The organism is uncultured Campylobacter sp., assembly GCF_938030145.1.
Classification (GTDB): domain Bacteria; phylum Campylobacterota; class Campylobacteria; order Campylobacterales; family Campylobacteraceae; genus Campylobacter_B.
Genome location: NZ_CALHGM010000031.1, coordinates 63,389 through 83,377, shown reverse-complemented (window position 1 = coordinate 83,377; position 19,989 = coordinate 63,389). Strand labels below are relative to the sequence as shown.

At 49.2% G+C, this 19,989-nt stretch carries 19 protein-coding genes; 8 read left to right on the top strand and 11 right to left on the bottom strand.

The window, feature by feature from the left end; all coding sequences use genetic code 11:
• Positions 1–46: 46 nt before the first annotated feature.
• The 6 genes from Q0323_RS06425 to Q0323_RS06400 form a co-directional block, all read right to left on the bottom strand.
• Positions 47–208: a hypothetical protein gene (locus Q0323_RS06425; RefSeq protein ID WP_298052705.1), complete on the bottom strand. Its 162-nt coding sequence runs from the start codon at positions 206–208 to the stop codon at positions 47–49.
• A 175-nt stretch (positions 209–383) separates the two neighbouring features.
• Positions 384–1,664 carry a dihydroorotase gene (locus Q0323_RS06420; RefSeq protein WP_298052703.1) on the bottom strand — a complete coding sequence of 427 codons (1,281 nt, stop codon included), beginning with the start codon at positions 1,662–1,664 and terminating at the stop codon, positions 384–386.
• Entirely contained in the window at positions 1,661–2,590 is a 930-nt protein-coding gene (locus tag Q0323_RS06415; protein ID WP_298052701.1) for an aspartate carbamoyltransferase catalytic subunit, read from the bottom strand. The genes Q0323_RS06420 and Q0323_RS06415 overlap by 4 nt, the downstream gene beginning before the upstream one ends.
• 279 nt (positions 2,591–2,869) lie before the next feature.
• Positions 2,870–3,400 (bottom strand): NAD(P)H-dependent oxidoreductase, encoded by a 531-nt coding sequence (locus tag Q0323_RS06410; protein WP_298052699.1) that lies wholly within the window; start codon positions 3,398–3,400, stop codon positions 2,870–2,872.
• Positions 3,401–3,785: 385 nt separating this feature from the next.
• On the bottom strand, positions 3,786–4,562 hold the full coding sequence (locus tag Q0323_RS06405) for a hypothetical protein (protein ID WP_298052698.1): 777 nt from the start codon (positions 4,560–4,562) through the stop codon (positions 3,786–3,788).
• Positions 4,563–4,574: 12 nt separating this feature from the next.
• Positions 4,575–5,705, bottom strand: a complete 1,131-nt coding sequence (locus Q0323_RS06400) for a CinA family protein (protein ID WP_298052697.1) — start codon at positions 5,703–5,705, stop codon at positions 4,575–4,577.
• A gap of 118 nt (positions 5,706–5,823) precedes the next feature.
• Here Q0323_RS06400 and ileS point away from each other — a divergent pair, with 118 nt between their 5' ends.
• The 7 genes from ileS to Q0323_RS06365 all read left to right on the top strand — a co-directional run bounded on the left by ileS (position 5,824) and on the right by Q0323_RS06365 (position 14,626).
• Positions 5,824–8,583: an isoleucine--tRNA ligase gene (gene ileS / locus Q0323_RS06395; protein WP_298052695.1), complete on the top strand. Its 2,760-nt coding sequence runs from the start codon at positions 5,824–5,826 to the stop codon at positions 8,581–8,583.
• A 96-nt stretch (positions 8,584–8,679) separates the two neighbouring features.
• Positions 8,680–10,038: an Asp-tRNA(Asn)/Glu-tRNA(Gln) amidotransferase subunit GatA gene (gene gatA / locus Q0323_RS06390; protein ID WP_298052694.1), complete on the top strand. Its 1,359-nt coding sequence runs from the start codon at positions 8,680–8,682 to the stop codon at positions 10,036–10,038.
• 2 nt (positions 10,039–10,040) lie between these two features.
• Positions 10,041–11,492: an IMP dehydrogenase gene (gene guaB, locus Q0323_RS06385; RefSeq protein ID WP_298052691.1), complete on the top strand. Its 1,452-nt coding sequence runs from the start codon at positions 10,041–10,043 to the stop codon at positions 11,490–11,492.
• Complete coding sequence (locus Q0323_RS06380) at positions 11,489–12,595, top strand: homoserine O-acetyltransferase (protein WP_298052689.1); 1,107 nt, start codon at positions 11,489–11,491, stop codon at positions 12,593–12,595. Before guaB ends, Q0323_RS06380 begins: the two co-directional genes overlap by 4 nt.
• A complete protein-coding gene (gene xseB, locus Q0323_RS06375; protein ID WP_298052686.1) occupies positions 12,585–12,770 on the top strand; it encodes an exodeoxyribonuclease VII small subunit in 186 nt (61 codons plus the stop codon). The genes Q0323_RS06380 and xseB overlap by 11 nt, the downstream gene beginning before the upstream one ends.
• Before the next feature lie 9 nt (positions 12,771–12,779).
• Complete coding sequence (locus tag Q0323_RS06370; protein ID WP_298052683.1) at positions 12,780–13,964, top strand: carbon-nitrogen hydrolase family protein; 1,185 nt, start codon at positions 12,780–12,782, stop codon at positions 13,962–13,964.
• Positions 13,961–14,626: a ThiF family adenylyltransferase gene (locus Q0323_RS06365; protein WP_298052680.1), complete on the top strand. Its 666-nt coding sequence runs from the start codon at positions 13,961–13,963 to the stop codon at positions 14,624–14,626. The genes Q0323_RS06370 and Q0323_RS06365 overlap by 4 nt, the downstream gene beginning before the upstream one ends.
• A 447-nt stretch (positions 14,627–15,073) precedes the next feature.
• Here the strand turns inward: Q0323_RS06365 and Q0323_RS06360 are convergent, their stop codons facing one another.
• From Q0323_RS06360 to Q0323_RS06340, 5 genes are all read right to left on the bottom strand, one after another.
• A complete protein-coding gene (locus tag Q0323_RS06360; protein ID WP_298052677.1) occupies positions 15,074–16,363 on the bottom strand; it encodes an ankyrin repeat domain-containing protein in 1,290 nt (429 codons plus the stop codon).
• 158 nt (positions 16,364–16,521) lie between these two features.
• Entirely contained in the window at positions 16,522–16,932 is a 411-nt protein-coding gene (locus Q0323_RS06355) for an Rrf2 family transcriptional regulator (protein ID WP_298052675.1), read from the bottom strand.
• A 289-nt stretch (positions 16,933–17,221) separates the two neighbouring features.
• Positions 17,222–17,416: a hypothetical protein gene (locus tag Q0323_RS06350; RefSeq protein WP_298052673.1), complete on the bottom strand. Its 195-nt coding sequence runs from the start codon at positions 17,414–17,416 to the stop codon at positions 17,222–17,224.
• A 283-nt stretch (positions 17,417–17,699) separates the two neighbouring features.
• The gene (locus Q0323_RS06345) at positions 17,700–18,335 is read right to left on the bottom strand and encodes an NAD(P)-dependent oxidoreductase (protein WP_298052670.1); all 636 of its coding nucleotides are present in this window, start codon (positions 18,333–18,335) and stop codon (positions 17,700–17,702) included.
• Positions 18,336–18,548: 213 nt separating this feature from the next.
• On the bottom strand, positions 18,549–18,923 hold the full coding sequence (locus tag Q0323_RS06340) for a cupin domain-containing protein (RefSeq protein ID WP_298052668.1): 375 nt from the start codon (positions 18,921–18,923) through the stop codon (positions 18,549–18,551).
• 165 nt (positions 18,924–19,088) lie between these two features.
• Here Q0323_RS06340 and Q0323_RS06335 point away from each other — a divergent pair, with 165 nt between their 5' ends.
• A complete protein-coding gene (locus Q0323_RS06335; protein WP_298052665.1) occupies positions 19,089–19,964 on the top strand; it encodes an ABC transporter six-transmembrane domain-containing protein in 876 nt (291 codons plus the stop codon).
• Positions 19,965–19,989 lie beyond the last annotated feature (25 nt).

Here is a 19,989-nt window from a genome sequence, read left to right as displayed (position 1 = left end):
CGAACGTGAAATTTTAAAAGCAGCTGCCGCATCGAAAAAGGTGCCGTTATAAATTTACAAATGCCGCATACGTCGGTAAAATTCCGAAGCCGAAATCCACGAGCGGCATGAGCAAGGCGATGTGCGTCAAATTTACGCGCACTCCAAAAACGACAAACCGCTTTAAAGAAATTTCAATCGCGCTCGCGTTATGAAATTTTAAAGACAAGTTGCTGCGCCTACGCTGCCATCAAATTTAAAATGAACCGATCGCACTGCAAAATTTTAAAAGCAAGCCGTTGCGTTCAAACTAGCTAAATTTAAAATTAAGCAATAGCGCCATTTGAGCTACGAATGCCGCTCATCCGCAAGTCGCCGATCGCAAGTTTTACGCCGAAAGCGCCCTACGCTACGACATTTGGAAACTCATAGACCACGCGACCGCTTTTGATCGTGCATACCGCAGCGCCCGTAAGCTGCTTGCCGAAAAGCGGCGAGTTGCGCGATTTGGACTTATTTAGCGCCTCGTCGTAAACGTAGGAAATCTGCGGATCGATGATCGCGACGTCGGCCAAAAAGCCCTCTTTGATCTCGCCCTTGTCCTTTAAATTTAGAATTTTAGCTGGATTAAACGAGCAGAGGCGCACCATGTCTTCAAGGCCGATAACGCCCTGCTCTACGAGCCGCAGCGTAAGCGGCACGAGGGTTTGAAGCCCCAAAATTCCAAACGGCGCATGGTCGAATTCGACGAATTTATCGTCGGTGTTGTGCGGAGCGTGGTCGGTCACGATGACGTCGATCAAACCGCTTTTAAGCGCCTCTCTGATCGCCTGCACGTCGCTTTGAGTGCGAAGCGGCGGCGACATTTTAAAATTCGTATCGTATCCCATCAGTTCGCGCTCGTCGAAGGTAAAATGATGCGGCGTAGCCTCGCAGGTGACGCGGATACCCTCGCGCTTAGCCTGCTTTATGAGCTTTAGCGACCACGCCGAGCTTACGTGCGCGATGTGGATGTGCCCGCCCGTCTTTTTGGCAAGCAGCAGATCGCGTGCGATCATAATCTCCTCTTTTTCGCTCGCCATCCCCTTTAGACCGAGGATCACGCTTATCTTGCCCTCGTTCATCACGCCGCCGTGGCAAAGCGAGCAATCCTCGCTGTGATTTATCACGAATGAGCCGAAGTGCGCGGAGTATTCGAGCGCCTGTCGCATCACGGAGCTGTCGGTCACGGGCAGCCCGTCGTCGCTGAAAGCCACGCAGCCGGCTTCCAGCATATCGCCCATCTCGACGATCTTTGCGCCCTTGCAGTCCTGCGAGATCGCGCCTATCGGTAGCAGATCGATAAGCCCGCGCTGTTTAGCCTTAGCGATCATCGCGCGAGTAATGCTTGAGTTGTCGTTTACGGGCTTGGTATTTGCCATCGGGAGGCAGGTCGTCACGCCGCCTGCGACCGCGGTTTCACTGCCGCTGACGACGTCGTCTTTGTATTCGAGCCCCGGGTCTCTAAAATGCACGTGCATATCGATGAGCCCAGGCATCACGAGCTTGCCCGCAGCGTCTATGACGCGGTCTGCGGCGGGACACTCGCGCGTGATCTTTGAAATTTTATCGCCCTCGATCAGGACGTTCGCTTCCTCGCTGCCGCCCCAATTAACGATCGTGCCGTTTTTTATCAAAATTTTCATCGTGCGCTCCTGTTTAAATTTATCGTATGAAGTATCGCCATTCGCATCGCCTCGCCGTTTTCTACCTGATCTAAAACGCAGCTATAGCGCGGATCGTCGGCTACGTCGGAGTTGATCTCCACGCCGCGATTGATCGGGCCGGGATGCATTATCATGACGCCCTCTTTCGCTGCTTGCATCCTCTTAGCGGTAAGTCCGAAAAATTTCGAGTATTCGCGCACGCTCGGGAAGCTCGGCTCGCCGTCTTGCCGCTCGAGCTGTATTCTAAGCATAATGATGACGTCGGCGCCCTCGATCGCCTCCTCTACGCTTTTGCATATCGGGCAACCGAACGCGTCGCAGTCGCGCAGCATCATCGGAGGGCCGAAGAGCCGCACGTTTATGCCTAGTTTTTTCATCGCCCAGATGTCGCTTCTGGCCACGCGCGAGCGGAATATATCGCCGATGATCGCGACGTTTAAATTCTCGATCCTGCCCTTGTGCTCGCTGATCGTAAAAAGATCCAGCAGCGCCTGGCTCGGGTGCTCGTTCAGCCCGTCGCCCGCATTTACGATCGATGCGTCGCAGTTGGCCGCGACGAATTTCGCCGCGCCCGAGCAGCTGTGGCGCAGCACGAATATATCCGTGCGCATCGCCTGCATATTTCTGATGGTATCGATCAGCGTCTCGCCCTTTTTCGTGCTGCTGTCCGCAGCCGTGAAATTTACGCTGTCCGCGCCCAGGCGCTTGGCTGCGATCTCAAAGCTCGTGCGGGTGCGGGTGGAGTTTTCAAAAAACGCGTTTATGACCGTCTTACCGCGAAGCGAGTCGGATTTTTTGATATCGCTGCGGTTGAGCGATTTAAACTCGCGCGCCAGATCAATGAAGTCGTAGATGTCCTCGCGGCTCAGATCCTGCGCGCTAAGAAGATGCTTTAGCTTATACATTCCCTCTCCTTTTTTGGGCCGAATTTCAGCCGTAATTGTATAAAAAAATCTCTGATAAAATTTTAAAATTTAAGAGCGGGGCTCAAATTTAGACGCGAAATTTTGCTTGGAATTTCATTTAAGATCACATACGAAGCGTGAGCGGAATTTTGGGGTAAAATTTAAAAATTTTAGGATTAAATTTGAGCTTTTTGAGCGAAAATTTTAAAAAATCCGCCACGCCACTTACGTAAAATTTTAAAGCTTTACGCGCGGCGGGCGGCTAGAAAAACAAAGAATTTAAAGCTTATTTAAATACTTTATATAATTTTTCGCACTATTTTCTACGGCTTGCTCGCTTTTATCGTAAGTAAAGCCGTACGAGACGAAATTTGGTAGCGCAATCGCGCCGACGAAATTAAACGTAGCCTTAAATGGCGCTAGCACCTCATCTACGCTAAAGCCCACAATGCCGTTTTTAGAGTAGTTTGCCTCGGTCGCGCCAAGTGAGATCGCAAGCGCGAATTTTTTGCCCTTAAGTTTGCCGCCATCCTCTCCGTCGTAAGCCCAGCCGCGCGTAAAAACATCCTCAAACCACTGCTTAAGAAGCGGCGTGCAGTTTGAAAAACGAAACGGAAACTGAAGCACGATTTTATCGTGGCTTTCGAGCAGTTTTTGCTCCTTTTCCACATCGATTTTAAAATCCGCATAAAGCGCGTAAAGATCGTGAAGCTCGAACTTATCAGGATGGGCTAGCACAGCATCCCTCCAGTGGCGGTTTACGAGCGAGTTTGCGATATTTGGATGAGCCAAAATAATGAGAGTTTTCATTTCTATCCTTTAAATTTGAAATTGCGGGGCGCATTATAGCCCTACTTCGTAAAATTTTTCTTGTTTTATCGCAAGCAGCCTTAAATTCTAAAGCTTTACCAGCCGCTGCCTGCTTATCTTTACAGCAACTTCAAAGAGCGGAGCTTTGAATTCCAAACTTCATTCACTACTCGCGCTTTATTTTAGAAATGCTCGCCCTGGGGGCACTCGTCGCGTTTTACAGAGGTTTACTACTTCTTTGCAAATATTCATATTCCATTGCGGAGGCTCGCGCGAGTAAAATTTTAACGAAGCCGCCGCGCAGGGGAAATTTTAATAAAATTTAGCATCGCTTCTCTGCAAGCATTCGCCGCAACAAACAAATTGAAGCGAAATTTAGCCGCGCTTAAATTCTAAAACTTTGCCTACCAGCCGCCTCTTCAGGATCTGAATTATCATCGCGCTCCTGCGAGCGCCCGCCGCGCAGCTCCTGTCTGGGCTGCACGCCAAAGCCCTCCAAGACCTTACCGATACTTTCGTTTGCATCCTTGATGATGCCTTGCAGACTTTCGCCCATTTTATCGAGGTTTTTGCCCGCCTCGCGCGCCGCCGCCTCGCCCTGCTTTAGCAGATCCTTGGTCCTATCGGCGTTGCGAGCGGTGAAATCGTTCAAGACTTCAGGCGCTTTTTTCTGCAAATTTTGCAAGGCCTCGCCAAAAACTTTAGCATCGTTCGCAAGCTCGTCTATCGTGGAATTTAGATCGGATTTTTGCTTGCTCTCAAAGCCCTGCGGCGCGGAGCTTTGTATAGAATTTTGTGTAAAGCTTTGAACGGAATTTTGCCCCGAACTATCCGCGCTTTTATTAAAATTTCGCCCTTGATTACCCGCGCTAAAATTCTGCTCCGAGCGTGCGTTTTGTTCGCGATCTTGCGCGTCTGATCCGCCGTCGCAGCCGCCTAAAATACATATCGCGGCTAGCGCCAAAGTAAAATTTCGCGCCGCATTTATAAAACTAAAATCGTTTATAAAATTAAAATTTCTAGCGCGACCCGCTGAGATAAAATTTCGCGCACCGCCGGCTAAAACAAAATTTCGCGGCCGTCTAAAGCCCAGCTCGCCGCTCGCTCGGATAAAATTCTGCGCCGAATCGCCTCCGCACCCTTTCAAAATTCGTCTTTTCAAAATCCGCTCCTTTTAAATTTCATCCCTTGCAATCGCGCTTGGAAGCCGCCCGAAAAACAGATCGCTTCTAAGCTTCAAAAGCAAGCAGATAGCGATATCGGCACTCTGTTCGCGGATGTAGTTTCGATCGCCATTTAGATGAAATTCCCCGACGATCTGTTTACCGCCCTGCTCCTTCGCGCCGATAAAGACCGTCCCTACGGGCTTTTGCGCGCTTCCGCCGCCGGGGCCCGCGATACCACTTACCGCAAGAGCAAAGCTTGCCCCGCTGCTTTGCAGCGCGCCCTCCAGCATCTCGCCCACGGTCTGCGCGCTTACCGCGCCGTAGCGAGCGAGCGTATCTTCGCTCACGTTGAGCCAGAGATTTTTTATCTCATTGGCGTAGCTTACGAGCGAGCCGTCGAAAACGTCGCTCACGCCCGCGATCGCGCCGAATTTTGCGGCGATGAGCCCTGCGGTACAACTTTCGGCAAAGGTGATCTTAGCGCCTATTTCGCGCAGCCTATCCACCACAAAGCCCATAAAATCGCCGCCTTCGATGTAGCAGCTCTCATAATACTTGCCGACGCTTTGTAAAAACGCATCCAGCGCTCCGAATTTCATCGCACTGGCGCGCACGAGTAGCAAAAAAGAGCTGGGTCTGCTGATCGTAAGCGAAATTTTATAGCTGATCGCAAGGCTTTCTAGGCGCTGCTTTACGTTTTCGTATTCGCAATCAAAAATATAGAAGCTCTCGCCCGCGTTCGGCGCGTCTTGGAGGATCGGCGGCAGGCTTTGCAAGCAAAGCGCCTTGATCACGTTTACCGAGCAACCTCTGACGTTTAGCAGGAAGCTGTTTTTCGCCACCGTGCGCGCCATCGAGGGCGCCAAGGTTTCTCCGTTTTTCAGCTCGAGCGAATCGAAAGAGAGCGTCGATAAAATTTTACCGACGACCGCGTAGGCGGAGTTTGCCGCAAAGATCGTGATAAAATCGTACGAATCGATCATCTTTTCAAGCGCGAAGGGCAAAACCTTATCGTTTTCGCTTAAGAATTTCAGATCGTCCATCCGCCCAAAAACACGTTCGTAGCTGCGAGAAATATAGCTCATCAAGGCCGCGTCGTAGCGGATCTCCTCGCCTATTACAAGGATGATATTTTTCATAAAGACCCTCATTAAATTTTCGCACATTATAGCATAAACGCAGACTGCTCTTTCAGAGCTTTTTAATGGCGTTTTGGATAAACTTCACAAATTTTTTAAGACACGAAAAGGTACAAATATGGACTACAAAGATACTCTCTTTCTTCCTACTACGGATTTTGCGATGCGAGGCGCGCTACCTCAAAACGAACCTGCGCGATTTAAGGCATGGTACGATGAGCGTAAAATTTACGAAAAGATGAAGGCTAAACGCAAGGGCGCAAGCGTTAGCTTTAATATCCACGACGGCCCGCCGTATGCTAACGGACACCTCCACATCGGCCATGCGCTGAATAAAATTTTAAAAGACATCATCACCAAAACCCATTATTTCTTCGGCGAGGAGATCCGCTACGTACCGGGCTGGGACTGCCACGGCCTGCCGATCGAGCAGCAAGTAGAGATCAAACTAGGTGAGCAGAAAAAATCGCTTTCAAAAGTGCAGATCCGCGAGCTTTGCAGACAGCACGCCAAAGAGTTCATCGACGTGCAGCGCAATGAATTTAAAGATATGGGGATTTTGGGCGACTGGGATGATCCGTATCTGACGCTAAAATTTGAATTTGAAGCTGAAATTTACAAGGCGCTCTGTCAGATCGCTAAAAAAGGAATTTTAATCGAGCGAAGTAAGCCCGTGTTTTGGAGCTGGGCGGCAAAAAGCGCGCTCGCAGAAGCCGAGGTTGAATACAAAGACAAAGAGGACTACTCGATCTTCGTGGCGTTCGATCTAAGCAGTGAAGCAAACGCTAAAATCGGCGCTAAAGGCGCTAAAGCGGTCATCTGGACGACCACGCCTTGGACGCTGCCTGCAAACGGCGCGATATCTTTGAACCCGAATGAAATTTACGCGCTGACGAGCGAAAATTTGATCCTTGCAAAACCTCTAGTCGAAAGCCTCGTAAGCCTGGGCATCACCAAGGGCGAGATCGTAAAAGAATTTGGGGCCGCCGAGCTTGAGGGTCTAAACGCGATCAATCCGCTAAACGATAGAGCTTCAAAATTTATCCTCGGCGAGCACGTCCTGATGGACGGCGGCACCGGGCTCGTGCATACGGCTCCGGGACACGGCGAGGACGATTATTTCGTAGGGCTTAAATACGGCATCGAGGTGATCATGCCCGTGGATGAGGGCGGCTGTTTCGATCAAACTCTTAAAACCAAAAAACTCTTCCGCGCAGACGTCGTAGATGAGCTCGTGGGGATGCATATTTTCAAAGCGAACGAGAAAATTTTAGAGCTTCTAGGCCCCGCGCTTATCAAATCCGGCAAATTCGTCCACTCCTATCCACACTGCTGGCGCACGCACAAGCCGGTGATCTACCGCGCAACGAAGCAGTGGTTTATCGCGATGGACGAGCCAATGCCTAGCGGCAAGACGCTGCGTCAGGTAGCGCTAGAGCAGATCGGCAAGGTTAAATTTTATCCGCAAAGCGGCATCAACCGCCTTACCTCGATGATAGAAAACCGCCCCGATTGGTGTATCTCGCGCCAGAGAGATTGGGGCGTGCCGATCGCATTTTTCCGCGACAAAAGCACCAAAGAGCCGATTTTTGATGAAAAAATTTTAAATAATATCTACGAAATTTTTAAGGCTAAGGGCGCGGATGCTTGGTGGCAGATGGAAATTTCGGAGCTCTTACCGCAAGACAGCGGCTATAGGCCCGAAAATTTAGAAAAAGTAATGGATATCTTAGACGTTTGGTTCGATAGCGGCTCGACGTGGAAGGCGGTACTACAAAGCGGCGCCTATGATGCGGGCAAATTCCCTGCGGATATGTATCTTGAGGGCAGCGACCAACACCGCGGCTGGTTTCAAAGCTCACTGCTTCTAAGCTGCGCGATCAACGAATGCGCGCCGTACAAAAGCATCCTCACGCACGGATTTACCGTCGATGAGAAGGGTCAAAAGATGAGCAAGTCCGTCGGAAACGTCGTCTATCCGCAAGAGGTCGCAAAGAGCCACGGTGTGGAAATTTTGCGCCTTTGGGTCGCGATGAGCGATTATTCGACCGATCTGAAGATCAGCGACAATATCCTAAAGCAGGTAAGCGAGCAGTACCGCAAGATCCGAAATACTATAAGATTTCTGCTCGCAAGCACCAGTGATTTAAATGAGATCGAGACGAGTAATTTTACGCGGCTTGACCGCTGGATCCTAACGCGCGCGGCAAACGCCTTTGCAGGCGCGGAAGCGGCGTTTAGAAACTACGATTTTTCAAAAGGCTTCAACGCCTTGCTAAATTTCTTAAGCGCCGATCTGAGCGGAATTTATCTTGATATCTGCAAAGACAGACTCTACTGCGACGCACCCGACGAACCGCGCCGCAGAAGCGCGCAAAGTGCGATCGCTCTGATCACGCGAGCGCTGCTGCCTCTGATCGCACCTACGCTAACCTACACGATCGACGAAGTGATGGAATTTGCGCCGCAAATCATTAAAGAGGGCAAAGAAGACGTTTTCGATCTGACATATAAGCCGATAGAATTTGACGATTTTCTAGAATTCGACGAAATTCTAATCAAATCGAGAGAGAAATTTTTCGAGCTTATCGATGCGCTGAAAAAGGACAAGATCATCAAATCGACGCTTGAGCTGGTTTTGCAGACGAGCTCGAACGAAATTTTATCAAACGACATCCTAGGCGTGGCGGATTGGTTCATGGTAAGCGACGTGGACACTCTGCAAAGCGATGAGGCTCTGGCGGAGTTTAAGATAAATGACGAAATTTTCCGCCTCGTAAAATCCTCTAAACACAAATGCCCTAGATGCTGGAAATTTAACGCAAAAGAGCCGGATGAGCTCTGCCCGCGCTGCGCGAAGGTCATGCATGCTCGCTAGCCCCATAAGTCTCGGCTTCGTATTTTTTACGATCGCGCTGATCTGCGTAGCGACGGGCGTGGGGATCTATTTCGTGAATAAATTTAAGGATGGCAGATGATAAGTTTGAAAGAGGCTCTAAAGCTGAGCGCGGATGAAATTTCGGCGCTTAGAGCGGAGCTAAAGGATAAAATTTTAAAAACTAAGGAGCTTGGCGCCTACGTCGAGCAGCTTACGGGCGAGGCTCTAAACGTCAGCGGCGAGGGCGTGCCGATCGCGATCAAAGATAACATTCAGGTAAAAGATTGGAGCGTCACCTCGGCGAGTAAAATTTTGCAAGGATATGTTGCGCCATACGACGCGACGGTGATCAAAAAGCTACGCGAGCGCGGTTTGGCGCCATTTGGGCGGACGAATATGGATGAGTTTGCGATGGGAAGTACTACCGAAAGCTCATTCTACGGCAAAACTCTCAATCCAACCGATCACTCGCGCGTACCAGGCGGCAGTAGCGGCGGAAGCGCGGCTGCCGTAGCGGCGAATATCGCCGTAGCTGCACTCGGAAGCGATACGGGCGGCTCTATCCGCCAGCCGGCGGCATTTTGCGGCTGTGTAGGCTTTAAGCCGAGCTACGGCAGGGTTAGTCGCTACGGGCTTGCGGCGTATTCGAGCAGCCTCGATCAGATAGGACCGATCACGCGCAGCGTCGAGGACGCGGCGATTTTATACGACATCATCGCAGGCCGCGACGAGATGGACAGCACGAGCTACGCAGGCACTTACGAAAGCACCGCGGATAAGCTAAACGCCGATCGCAAGCTTAAGATCGCCGTTATAAAAAATTATATCGACGAAGCCTCGCAGCAGGTCAAAGAGGCTCTGAATTTAACCATAGAAAAACTAAAATCATTCGGACACGAGATCGTTTATCGCGATCTTTGCAGCTCCAAATACGACATCGCGACCTACTACATCATCGCGACCGCCGAGGCTAGCGCAAATTTAAGTCGCTACGACGGCGTGCGCTACGGAAACCGCGCGAAGGCTCTAAATTTAAAAGAGCTCTACGCTAACACCCGCGGCGAAGGCTTCGGCGACGAGGTCAAGCGCCGTATGCTTCTAGGCACCTTCGTGCTAAGCAGCGGCTACTACGACGCGTATTACATCAAGGCACAGAAAGCAAGGGCTTTCATCAAAAGCGAATATGAGGAAATTTTAAAAGACGCCGATTTGATCTTTATGCCGATCGCGCCGGGCGTGGCGTATAAATTCGGCGAGCTTAGCGATCCGCTTCGCGCGTATCTTAGCGACATCTACACGATCGGCGTAAATTTAGCGGGGCTTCCCGCGATCTCCGTGCCGGTAGCGAAAAATAAAGAGGCTCTTAATATCAGCGCGCAGCTTATCGGGCGCGCCTACGATGAACAAACGGTGCTGGACGGCGGCTTGAGTTTAGAAAAAATCGTGAAAGGATAAGTATGAAGATCGTCAAAAAGGCTCTGACCTTCGAGGATGTTTTGTTGGTACCGCAATACTCTGAAATTTTACCCAAAGAGGTCGATATCAGCACGAGTTTTACGAAAAATATCACACTAAATACCCCTCTCGTGAGTGCTGCGATGGATACGGTCACCGAGTACCGCACCGCGATAATGATGGCGCGCCTCGGCGGCATCGGCGTGATCCATAAAAATATGGACGAGGACTCCCAAGCCAAGATGGTTCGCCGCGTAAAAAAGAGCGAAAGCGGCGTCATTATCGACCCTATCTCGATCAAGGCGGACGCCACGATCAAAGACGCGCTCGATCTGATGAGCGAGTACCATATTAGCGGCATTCCCGTTATCGACGACAACGGCGTGCTAATCGGAATTTTAACTAATCGCGATCTGCGCTTTGAAACCGACACCGCCGCACTTGTGGGCGAAAAGATGACCAAAGCTCCGCTAATTACCGCTCCAAAGGGTTGCACGCTTGATGATGCGGAGAAAATTTTTAGAAACAATAAGGTAGAAAAGCTTCCGATAATCGATGCAAACGGCCATTTAGAGGGGCTTATTACGATTAAAGACCTTAAAAAGCGCATCGAATATCCAAGCGCCAATAAAGACAAATTCGGCCGTCTTCGCGTCGCCGCGGCGATTGGCGTAGGCCATCTGCAAAGAGCCGAAGCTCTCGTCAAAGCGGGCGTAGATGCGCTTGTGATGGACTCTGCGCACGGACACTCCAAAGGCATTATCGACACGCTTAAGGAGCTGAAGCGAAATTTTGACGTCGACGTAGTAGTCGGAAACGTCGCAAACCCTGCCAGCATAAAAGATATCGCAAACGCAGGAGCCGACGCGATTAAAGTAGGCATCGGTCCGGGCTCGATCTGCACTACCCGCATCGTAGCGGGCGTGGGCGTGCCGCAATTTACCGCGATCAACGATTGCGCGATCGAGGCGGCTAAATTTGGAATTCCGATCATCGCAGACGGCGGCATCAAATACTCGGGCGACATCGCCAAAGCCCTAGCCGCGGGCGCAAGCTCGGTGATGATGGGAAGCCTGCTAGCAGGCTGCTACGAAACCCCGGGCGAGCTCATTACGTTTCAGGGTCGCCAGTACAAAACCTACCGCGGCATGGGTTCCTTAGCGGCGATGCATAAGGGAAGCTCGGATCGCTACTTTCAAGACGGCACCGCAAAAGAAAAGCTCGTGCCCGAGGGCGTCGAGGGACGCGTGCCTTACGCGGGTATGTTAAAAGACGTGATCTTTCAACTGCTAGGCGGCTTGCGAAGCTCGATGGGATACTGCGGCAGCAAGGACATCGCGACCTTTCAGCAAAAGGCGGAATTTGTCGAGATCACGAGCGCAGGTCTTAAAGAAAGCCACGTCCACGACGTCATCATCACGCAGGAAGCGCCGAATTACCGAGTAAATCAGTGATCCTTCAAAGCAAAATTCAAAATTTCGACGAGCCGCTCTATCTGGAGAGCGGCCGCGTCTTTTCCAACTTCAAGCTCGCCTATGAAACCTACGGCGAGCTAAACCGAGACAAATCAAACGTTATCGTCATCTGCCACGCCTTAACCGGCTCCGCGCACGCCGCGGGACTTTACGAAGGCGACGTTAAGCCGGGCTGGTGGGACGGGCTCATCGGCGATCATAAAGCGGTCGATACGACAAAATTTTTCGTCATCTGCATAAATATCCTGGCTTCGCCGTTTGGCTCTACCTGCCCGCTCGACGTCGATGAAAGCAGCGGCCGCGAGTACCGCTTGCGCTTTCCTGTAGTGGTCGTCTCGGACGTCGTGCGCGCGCAGATGATGCTTTTAAAGCGCCTAGGTATTTCGCGCGCCCGCGCCGTTATCGGCGGCAGTCTGGGCGGCATGCAGGCGCTGTGCTACGCGATCGAATATCCCGAATTTGCGGATGAAATTTTCGTACTCGCAAGCACATACGCTACGCAGCCTTGGGCGATCGCATTTAATAAGATCGCGACCGAGGCCATCTTGCGCGATCCAAGCTTTAAAAACGGCAACTACGATAAAAATCTGATCGCCGAGCGCGGGCTTGACGGCATGGCGGTGGGGCGCATGGCGGGGCATATAAGTTTTTTAAGCCCAAGCTCGATGCAGGAAAAATTTGGGCGCAACTACGTTGAAACCGACGGTCTTTACGAGATCAACGGACGCTTTCAGGTCGATCGCTACCTTGAATACAACGGCGAAAATTTCGCGCGCAGGTTCGATCCGCTGTGTTATCTCTACATCGCCAAGATGATGAATATATTTGATTGCACGCGCCACTACGGCAATCTCAAAAACGCCTGCGCGCAGATCAGATCGCGCCTGCACCTCATCTCTTTCAAAGGCGACGTGCTCTTTCCGCCTGAGCTGATGAAAGAAATTTACGATGCGATGAGCGATCTGGGCAAAAAGGATCGCACGAGCTACGCGCAGATCGATAGCGACTACGGACACGACGCGTTTTTGGTCGAGATAGAAAAATTTGATTACATCATAAAAAGGATTTTAGATGAGTTTTGAGGAAAAAATGGAGAAGATTAACGCGCTTTTAAAAAGCTTAAACGACAAGGATCTGAGCCTAGAAGAGAGCGTGAAACTGTATAAGCAGGGCGTGGCGCTGCTAAAAGAGGCGAAGGAAATTTTAGAAAACGCCAAACTCGAGGTTACCGAAATAAACGCGCCCGAGCAGGCTTAGGAGGCGACGATGATAAACGTATGCGTTTTACAACTACCGACGCTTTCGATGAGCGAAAATCGGATCGATTACTATATGAAGGTCGCCAAAGATAACGGAGCGCGGATCGTGCTGCTGGGCGAATATGAGCTAAATTCCTTCTTTAGCGAGCTTAAAAAGATGCCCCGCTCTATCGCCTGCGAACAGAGCGAGCACAAGCAGGAGCTGATGGCGCGGCTGGCCGCTAAATACGACCTACATATCGTAGCACCGATAATCAGAGCCGCTAGCGGCGCGATTTTGAGGCAGGCGGGCATTTTCGGCGGCGCGGCTCAAAAAAGCGCGCGCGGCAACGGCGGCGGCGGCGAAAATTCCTTAAGCCTTAAAAGTGAGCCCGGTTGCAAAGGCGAGCCAAATTCCAAGAGCGATTTAAATTCCAACGATAGTTCAAATTCTAAAGGCGCTTTAAATTCCAAAAACGAACAGAGTTCCAAAGGCGGCTTAAATTCCTGCGGCGCGCACGCTTTAAATTTAAAAGCCGCAAATTCCGCAGACGGTTTAAATTCAAGCGCTTCGATCCCAAGTAACTCGAACGCTTCAAATTTAAAAGCCGAGAGCCAAAAAGATGCGAGCGAAGAGGAGATCTTTTGCGCGAGCGAAAACGAGCCTATCTGGGTGAAATCCTGCGCGAAATTTTCGCCCTCGGAGGTGAAATTTTACGATCAAAATATACTGATGGATTATCCGCACTGGAACGAGGAGGGCTTTTTCGCCAACCGCAAAAGCCGCAAAATCGGTAAAATTTCGCCGATGATCTTTAGCGAGGGCGGCGTGAAATTCGGCGTCTGCTTCGGCTATGAGGCGCATTTTGACGTATTTTGGCGCTATTTTATGCAAAAAAACGTCGGCTGCGTGCTCGTGCCGTGCGCCTCGACCTTCGAAAGCGGCGGACGCTGGCGCGAGCTTTTGAAGATGCGCGCGTTTACGAACTCGCTCTACGTCATCCGCGCCAACCGCATCGGCGAGGCAAAATTCGGCGAGAGCGAGTTTAAATTTTACGGCGAGAGCTTCGTCGTAACCCCCGGCGGCGAGATCGCAAACGAGCTGAAAAACGAAGAGGGCGTGCTGATGTGCGAAGTGGACGCAGACGAGATCGCTGCGGCGCGCGGGCTGTGGAAATTCCGAAAAAATCTAGTCGGCAGGGGGCTTTTATGAACTACTTTCACAGGCAGATCCAGCTTTGGAGCGAGCAGACGCAGCGCGCGCTTGCGGATAAGCGCATCCTAATCATCGGCGCGGGCGGGCTTGGAAGCAGCCTTTCTTACGCTCTGGGCGCAAGCGGTATCGGGCGGATCAGCGTCGTGGATTTCGACACGGTGGCGCTTCACAATATCCACAGGCAAATTTTATTCACGCTCGCAGACGAGGGCAAATTTAAAGCGGATATTTTTAAAAGCCGCACGGAAAGCCGCTACGACGGCGTGAGCGTGGAGGTGCATAAGAGCCGCGCGGAGGAATTTTTCGCTAGCGCGACCGCCTCGGGCGAGAAATTTGATCTGATTTTAGATGCGACCGATAATCTCGCCACGCGCGCGCAGATCGATGCGTTTGCTAAGCAAATAGGCGTGCCGTGGGTGTTCGCGTCGGTGGACAGCTGGCAGTGCCAAGTCTGCTTCGTACAGAACGCGGATTTTAAATTTTTCCCGAGCCTAAACGCGACGCCTGCGGGCATAACGGCTGCGATCGTGATGTTTGCGGCAAGCTTTGAGGCAAACCTCGCTCTGCGCTACCTAGCGGGGCTTGAGGTCGAAAAAGACCTGCTTTACTACGCGAACTTTTTTGGCGGCGAACTGGAAGTTAGGAAGATAAAATTGTAAATTTGATTTGTAGACGGATAAAATTTAAGACGCAACCGCTTTTTTAGTGAGAAATTTATAGCTTAATTTATCTTATTGTATCTTCGGACATATGGCAAGCAAAATTTTTCATGCAACATACAGAATTTTGGCATGGGTTAAATTCCAGATAAATTTAGCTATTACTTTCTTCACTATATTCAAACTACCGAAATTTTAGAATTTTATAAACTATATTTTAAATTCCTATCTTATAAAATTTAGCACTCATTTTTTCACTCCTTGAGATTTATCTATCTTATCTTGTAGAATTTTTACATATTCATCAAAAAGCATCTGATTGCCGTTATATTTAATCATTAATTCGCCGCGACTCTTACTGGTCGAAACCAAGTCATATTTTTCCGCAAAATTGAGATACTTCATAGCCGCTTTTGTGTCAGGAAATGTTTTATTCCTATCTCTAAACTAATCTCTTAAACTATCAAATTCCTCCTCGGTCTTTATATCCTCTTCTTTCAAATTCGTTAATTTCTCATCGCCGCAAAATCTGCCATAATCCTTTACGGCAGTATCATAATAATTTAGTATTATTGGATCGGGCGTGATTTGAATGCTTTTTTCAGGTTCTGAATTGTTAAATGAAGAATTCTTGCGTTCCTCTTCGTGTAACCTAGCTATCCTTTCATTTCGTGCAGTTCCGTATCCGCCTAAAATTTTCTCTCCTTTTTGATAATCTCTCATATGAAATATATAATCCCATTTTCTACCTAAGTTATGCAAATAATACGTAACACAATGCTTGTAAGCAAGATCCAACTCCTCTTGAGTAGGTTGTCCTACTACATTATATTTCAACAAAATATCAAGTATCGGCTCATAATTGGGCGTTGAATTTAAAAGAACATAATACGATCTAGGCAAAATAGAATTTTTAGCATCACTTACAATATATATGTAATCGTACTTCTGATCACTCAATTGAGGCCTATATCCGTGATCTAAGATTATTTCTATCATTTTTGAAAAACCATTTGTAATCAAATAATATAAGGGGTCAATATCTCCTTTGAGTCCAGTTCTAAAAACGCAAGCATCCTTATCCAATTTTATATAAGCTTTGCTGTTGTCGACTAAAATCGGGCTGCTGGTTTTATATATTGGGCAGTCCAAATACCACTGTACCGCCTTCACCTCTTCAAATTTAACCCCGTTATCCAGTAATAGTTTTGCCGTTTTGGTGGAGTTATTTTCTATCGCATAGGCTAGCGGACTAAGTTTATATCTGTCCTTATGCCTCATATCCGCTCCTAACTTTATAAGCTCTTTAGCGGTATTTTCATCGTCGTAAAACGCGCTATAAATAAGCGGGCTAGTACCTGCATGCATCTGTAAATTTACGCTTAGATTATTGTCTTTTAAAAAATTTAAAACGCCTCTGGTGTCTTTAGCTTTGAGCATTAAGCGAAGCTTTTTTAAAGTAGCGTTTTCTTCCCAGTGAGAATTCGTATATTCTCCCTCATTATCTATATCCCAGTAGCGAAACGCAAAACTTTCAACTTCTTCTCGAGTTACGTATTTGCTAAGACCCGGCACTTTGGAAACATTGGTATCGGCAGTAACTACGAAGTTAGTTTGTTTACGCTCCGCAAGACCCGATCTTTCGCCTAGCAGATACAGCGCGCATATGACTACCGCGCAGATAGCATAAATAAACCGAAGTTTGAAGCTTTTCAAAATTTCCATCCCCTTTAACAAAACGTCATTTTGCCATTTTTGAGCGCATTATAGCCTAGCTTAAATTAAACCGAAATTTTACGCGGCGAGCGGGTAAAATTTTATATAAATTTAGCCCGCAAGCCTTGAAATCTGAGCAAATTTAGAAGATAAATGCGTGTTTAGAATTTTAATTAGCTCTATCCCAGATCGTTCAAAAGATCCGCCAAGCTCACGTCGGATAGGGATTTTTTAAAATCATTCTGAATGCGAGCAAATCGCGGCGCGAGTACCGCCTCGATCTTGCCGCCCACGGGGCAGGCGCTAGGCGAGCCTTTGTGCAGGCGAAACATCGCGTCCTCCCCGCTCACCGCCTCGTAAATGTCTAAAAGCGTGATGAGCCGCGCGTCGCGAGCCAGCGTGATGCCGCCCACGCCCGCGGTCGTGAGCACCAAGGCTGCATTTTTCAGCTGCGAGATCAGCTTGCGCGCGATGGCGGGGTTTATCCCCGAGCTTGCGGCGACGAAATCGCCCGTGACCTTCTCCTCGCGAAAATACGCGACGCAAAGCATTATGTGAACCGCGAGTGAAAATTTTATACCTACTTGCATTTCGCTCCTTGATTTGGATCTGAGTTTTAGAATTTAAGCGAAATTTTCCTTAAATTCGACCGCTAAATTTCAGATCGCGCTAAAATTTCATCCGCTATACGATTTTCTTAAAATTCTAATCTTAAATTTAATCGTGTCTAAATTTTATCAGCCAAACGATCTTTCTAAAATTCGGATATTAAATTTAATCGTTACAAAATTCCATCCGCTAAGCGATCTTTTTAAAATTTAGATATTAATTTTAATCGCGCCTAAATTTCATCCGCGACATAGCAAGCATCGCGTTACCCTATACCGATAGCGCGACTATCCTAACCTCGTCGCCGCCACCGTTGCAGCCGCTACCGCTGCTCATTACCGCTACTGCCGTTATCGCGAATACAATCGCTGCTATCGCTACCGCCGCTATTATTCGAATACAATCGCTACCGATGTTCTGCAATGCAATCGCAGCCGTCATTAGCACCGCGGTCGCCGCCACCATCGCCATTAAATTTTAAATTTTAGCTTAGGTTCGGCTCCGCCGCTAAATTTAATTTCAAGCCGTAGCTCGCTCTAAATTTTAATTCAAACATAGGCTGTCCTAGCGCTAAATTTTGATTTAAAGCCCGAACTTGCTTTTTCGCTAAATTTTAAATTTGCGTTCGAATTTTACCGCGCTAAACGATTTAAAATTTACGTTAGAATTTTGCCGTGCCGCGCAGTTAAAATTTACGCCCGATTTTCGCCGTGCCGCGCGGTTTAAAATTTACGCGCGGCAACGCCCATTATTCGCCGACTGCCGTAAACGGCTTGCCGATAAATTTTTGCGCCCCGATCTCATCTATTACGGCGAGCGCGAGGTCTGCGTAGCCGATATAGCTTTTGCCTTTACCGTTTAGGATCAGCTCGTCGCCTCCTAGGACGTATGAGCCCATGCGAGCGGCGTTTGCGTCGTATTCCGCGGCAGGGATCACGTAGGTCCAGATCAAATCTTTGCTCGCTTTTAGCACCTCGTAGCTCGCCGCAGTCGCCTCGGCTACGCCCATATACTCAGCCGGAAAGCTTGGAGTATCCATCAGGCGCGTCTTGCGCGAAGCGTCTGTGTATAGCACGCCCGCACCGCCGATGACGAAAAGTCTAGTCTGCGTGCCGCTTAGCAGCTCCGCGATGTGCTGCGTCATTTTCGCGTGAAGCGGGAAGGTCTGCGGCGTCCATGCAGCGATCGCGCTGATGACGACGTCAAAGCCCGCCAAATCGGCCTTGCTAAGCTCAAAAACGTCCTTGTGCACGAGCTTGATGGCACCATTTTCATACTCTTTGTTTCGCGCGAAGCCCGTTACGTCGTAGCCCTGCTTTAGCGCCTCCGCAACTAGCGCGCTACCTGATTTTCCGTTTGCTCCGATGATTGCTACCTTTTTCATTTTCTATCCTTTAAATCTAGATTTTGTTTGCTTACATAGCCGCTTATCGCTGCTGCAAGCTAATTTAGTTGCCGTCGCAGCCGATACACTCTCTCATACGACCATCTATCGCCGTCGTCGCAGCCGATAAGCCCGCTACGCAGGGTGCGTTTTGCCGCGCTACGCAGTTTAAATTTTACACCTGCGCTTTGCTGCGCGCTTGTCTCGCGAAATTTACAGCCAGCTTGGCTTTACATCGTCGTTTATCACGCCGTCGCCGTTAGTGTACTGCTCCAAGCTGCCGCGTTTAGTTTGGATACAGATAAATTTCATCCCCTGCGCGCCCGCCTTGAAGCATCTCTTGCCCGCGGGATCGATGCGGATAGCGTCGCCCTCGCCCACCGCCGTCTCCTCGCCGTCGATGAATAGCGTGCCGCCGCCTTTTAGCACCAAGTAAAGCTCCTCGTTTTGCTTGTGCGAATGTACGAACGGCACGCTCGCGTTTGCGGGAAGTTCGTTGATAGAGAGCTCGCAGCCGCTTAAGCCTAGAGCTTCTTTCAGCTCGACTCTGGGTTCGCTTTTGGTTGAAACGATCTTGTAGTTTGACATCTTTTTCTCCTTAGTTTTTTGTTGTAATGCTATAACTTACAACTGATGAGCGAAGTATAGTAAAATTTTGTTGTAATGTCAAGAGTTACAGCAAAATTTTTCAAAAAGTTTGACGCGAATTTTAAAATCAGCTAAAATCCGCGCGATTTTAACCGAAGGATTTTTATGCAAAATAGCGCATTTAAGACGCTAACGCTCATCGCAAAGAAAAATTTTAAAAAGCTGTTCTTGACGTTTAGCCTGGTTTTAGCGGAAAACGGACTGTTTCTCATCTATCCCGTACTAGCCGGCATCGCCATAAACGCCATCGTAGCGGGCGACACGCTTTTGGCACTTAGCTACTCGTGCATGGTGTTCGTGGGCTGGGGACTTGGCTCGATTAGGCGACGCGTGGATACGCAGGTATTTACTAGGATATATGCAGGACTTGCCGTAAGCGTGATAATGAACGAAAAAAGAGCCGCAAAAGACGAAAGCGCCGTAATCGCAAGAGCAAATTTATCTCGCGAATTCGTGGATTTTTTCGAGCAGCATTTTCCCGTGTTTTTTACCTCGGTCGTCTCGATTTTCGGCTCGGCGATCATGCTTTTATTTATCGAGTTCTACGTGGGTTTGGCTGTTTTTGCCCTGCTCGCGATTTTTGGAGTTTTGCTACCCAAATACATCGCCAAAAACGACCGCTTGTATCTAAAACTAAACAACCAGCTAGAGCGCGAAGCAGGACGCATAAGCGTAGGCGACGAATACACGCTAAATCGCCACTACGACGTGCTTTCAAAACTTCGTATCCGCATATCAAACAGAGAGGCGATGAGCTTTTTCATCATCGGTACGAGTGCGGCGGCGATTTTTAGTTTGGCGATATTTTTGCTCTCAAGCAAGCAGGCAAACGCAGGCCACATCTACTCGGTGCTCACCTATCTTTGGACATTTGCGATCAGCTTAGATGACGCGCCGAGGCTAGTGGAAGAGTTTAGTAAGTTAAAAGACATAGGCAAGCGCACAAGCGCTGAGCCGGAAGGAGATTTGGCTAAAATTTAAGCGCTTTTTTAGGGTATAATGTATC